This is a genomic window from Rossellomorea vietnamensis, assembly GCF_001305855.1.
GTDB classification, from domain to species: Bacteria; Bacillota; Bacilli; order Bacillales; family Bacillaceae_B; genus Rossellomorea; species Rossellomorea vietnamensis_A.
Genome location: NZ_LIXZ01000077.1, coordinates 1 through 610, shown reverse-complemented (window position 1 = coordinate 610; position 610 = coordinate 1). Strand labels below are relative to the sequence as shown.

The following is a 610-nucleotide window of genomic DNA, read 5'->3' as shown; positions in this document are numbered from 1 at the left end:
GTTGAGCCGCGAGACCAGGTTGTAGCGCCCGGCGCTGTCCCACTCGGTGGGCGCGCGGTGCGGGTGCTCGGCGAAGCCCGGGGCATCCAGCGGTACCCGGTCCACCGGCAGGTCGAGCCGTGCGAACCACGCCTCCATGGTGTCCAGTGCCCCCTGCTCCTGGCCCAGCACGCTGTAGCCGCGCACCAGGTCGCGGGTCAGGGCCAGGGTGTCGTCCATCAGCGCCTCGCAGGCCTCGACGATACGTGTCTCGGTGGCGTCCAGCATCAGAATCTCCCCAGGCGTGATGTATCGATGAGCAGCGGCGCCTCGGTGGCCGCCTCGAGGTCCGCGGGGTCGAGCCCCTCGGCGATCTCCAGCACGGCGAGTCCCTCGGGAGTCACGTCCATCACCGCCTTGTCGGTGATGATGCGCGACACGCAGCCGCTGGCGGTGAGCGGTAGCCGGCAGCGCGCCAGGATCTTGGGGTTGCCCTGCTTGTCGTTGTGGGAGCAGAGCACCACCAGCCGCCTGACCTTCTGGGCCAGCTCCATGGCGCCGCCGATGCCCGGCGAGAACTTGCCGGGGATCTTCCAGTTGGCCAGGTTGCCGGCGGCATCCACCTCGAAGG

At 69.8% G+C, this 610-nt stretch carries 2 protein-coding genes; both read right to left on the bottom strand.

The features are described 5' to 3' along the window. On the bottom strand, window positions 1-267 hold a 267-nt coding region (locus AM506_RS23580; RefSeq protein WP_200908488.1), incomplete at its 3' end, for a hypothetical protein. Beyond that, on the bottom strand, window positions 267-610 hold a 344-nt coding region (locus AM506_RS23575), incomplete at its 5' end, for a CoA-transferase (RefSeq protein ID WP_369117596.1). The genes AM506_RS23580 and AM506_RS23575, both read right to left, overlap by 1 nt.